This window comes from Rhodanobacter sp. C03, assembly GCF_002001175.1.
Taxonomy (GTDB): Bacteria; Pseudomonadota; Gammaproteobacteria; order Xanthomonadales; family Rhodanobacteraceae; genus Rhodanobacter.
On sequence record NZ_MUNT01000021.1, the window covers coordinates 1 to 1190 of the forward strand.

At 60.8% G+C, this 1190-nt stretch carries 1 protein-coding gene; it reads right to left on the reverse strand.

The window, feature by feature from the left end:
* Positions 1-144: 144 nt before the first annotated feature.
* On the reverse strand, positions 145-1125 hold the full coding sequence (locus B0E48_RS17400; RefSeq protein ID WP_077519350.1) for an IS5 family transposase: 981 nt from the start codon (positions 1123-1125) through the stop codon (positions 145-147).
* Between the last annotated feature and the right edge of the window lie 65 nt (positions 1126-1190).

Genomic DNA, 1190 nt, shown 5'->3' on the forward strand with positions numbered 1-1190 from the left:
GGATGCTCTGATCAATTAAGTTAGAAACGGCCGTCCAGACGGCCATGAGAAAGCACCGGACCTGCTACGGGGAAAAGGTGTCTGTGGAGGCAGGTCGCCGGCACCGCCGTGCCGATTTACCTCGAATCACTTCGATTTTCCGCCTCACAGGCGCACCTCTCCCGCAGAAGCAAGCAACATTCGTCGCGCCATCCACAGGTTCGACAGTGCAAACAGCGTCAGCACCTGCGCCGTATTCTTGAGCAGTCCCTTGAAGCGCACCTTTTGGTAGCCGAACTGTCGCTTCACCACCCGGAATGGATATTCCACCTTGGCGCGAACCGCGGCCTTCATGTGTTCGGTGTGCTTGACCGCTTCCTTCAACTCGCCCTCGGGCATCGCCTTGACGCTGCCGCGCTTGGCCGCGATGTACCAGGTGCGGCCCCGCTTGGGGGCTCGTTTCTCGGCACCTTGGTAACCGGCGTCGGCGTATACCGTCTTCTCCTGGCCATGCAGCAGTTTGTCCACTTCGGTCACGTCGCCCACGTTGGCCGGTGTCGTAGTCACCGTGTGCACCAGCCCCGACTCCACATCCACGCCGATGTGCGCCTTCATGCCGAAATACCACTGCTGGCCCTTCTTGGTCTGATGCATGTCCGGATCACGCTGCTTGTCCCGGTTCTTGGTCGAGGACGGTGCTTGGATGATCGTGGCATCCACGATTGTGCCCTGGCGCAGGAGAAGCTTCTTCTCGCTCAGGTGCGCGTTGACCGCTTCAAGGATCTTCACCGCCAGCCCGTGCTGTTCCAGGAAGCGTCGGAACTTCAGGATCGTCGACTCGTCCGGGATCGCGTCTTCGTTCAACTCCAGCCCGGCGAAGCGACGCATCGACTCGATCTCGTACAGCGCATCTTCCATCGCCGGATCGCTCAGCGCGTACCACTGCTGCATGAAGTGAATGCGCAGCATGGTCGCGGCGGGCATCGGCGGGCGGCCACGACGACCGGCCTTGGGGTAGTTCGGCTCGATCAGCGCCAGCAGCACTGCCCACGGTACGACCTTGTCCATCTCCCCCAAGAAGCGTTCACGCCGTGTCGGCTTCTTCTTGGACTCGAAACTCAGCGAGGCAAAGGAACGCTGCTTCATCGGCGATGGGCTTCCTGGGAACGGCTGGCTATGATGCCGCAGACGGGAAATAAATCAGAGTGTCC